The organism is Vibrio sp. 1078-1, assembly GCF_033340475.1.
The window spans coordinates 1-928 of record NZ_JAWOWM010000127.1 but is presented as its reverse complement, the minus strand read 5'-3'; the positions used below and the strand labels follow the sequence as shown (position 1 = coordinate 928).

Below are 928 nucleotides of genomic sequence, written 5' to 3'. Positions count from 1 at the left end.
CTTATCCATTTCATCTCGATTCGCGATGAAGGTTGGCATCTCCTTCTTAGGAACAGAGCTCGCCATCGGAATATTTGCGCGCATCGCGTTGACAGGGCGTCCGTACTCGATCAATTCATAGTGAAGGTGTGGACCAGTAACTCGACCTGTTTTACCAGACAAGCCGATACGCTGACCGCGAGAAACTTTTTGGCCTTTCTTCACTAAGATCTTGCTTAGGTGCAGGTAACGCGTTTTGTATTTGTTACCGTGCTCAACAACAACGTAGTTACCCGCATACGGGTGCTTACGTGTCATAATCACGGTGCCATCACCCGTCGACACTACAGGCGTGCCAGTCGGTACAGCAAAGTCAGTACCGTTATGCGGTGCAACACGGCCTGTTACTGGGTGTAAACGATTCGGGTTAAATCCAGAACTGATACGCCAACTACGGCTCACAGGATAACGTTGGAACGCACGCTGTAGGCTTTCACCTTTCGCGTTGTAGAACTGACCATCCGTATGAAGATACGCGGTTATCTCACGACCACGATTGTAGATTTTGATCGCTTCGATTTCATTCTTGCCAGTTGAAACACCGTTGATAGTTTGTGAACGACGAACCACTTCAAATCGGTCACCCGCACGAAGATCACGCCCAAAGTTCACCTGCTCTTTTAGCAAGCTCACCCCTTGGCTGATTTCTGCAGAACTCAGACCTAAACGATTCGCAGAAGAAGAGAAACTGCCTTGAATTACGCCAACTAGCGGCTCCTGACGCCAAACACCAGGAATGGAAATATCGGTAAAGTCATAGCCACCATCGCTGTTCAGCTGGTAAACCACTTTATCTGCAATCGAAAATTGCAGTTCCATTTTTTCTAGCTCGCCTGTGGCATCATTGCGCCAAAAACGCAGCGTATTACCAGGCTTTAAGGTATCAAGT

The 928-nt window shown here is 48.2% G+C and carries 1 protein-coding gene; it reads right to left on the bottom strand.

Going from position 1 to position 928, the window contains the following annotated elements; genetic code table 11:
• Window positions 1-928: peptidoglycan DD-metalloendopeptidase family protein (locus R7190_RS26090; protein ID WP_318137705.1), on the bottom strand; the 928-nt coding region annotated here is incomplete at both ends.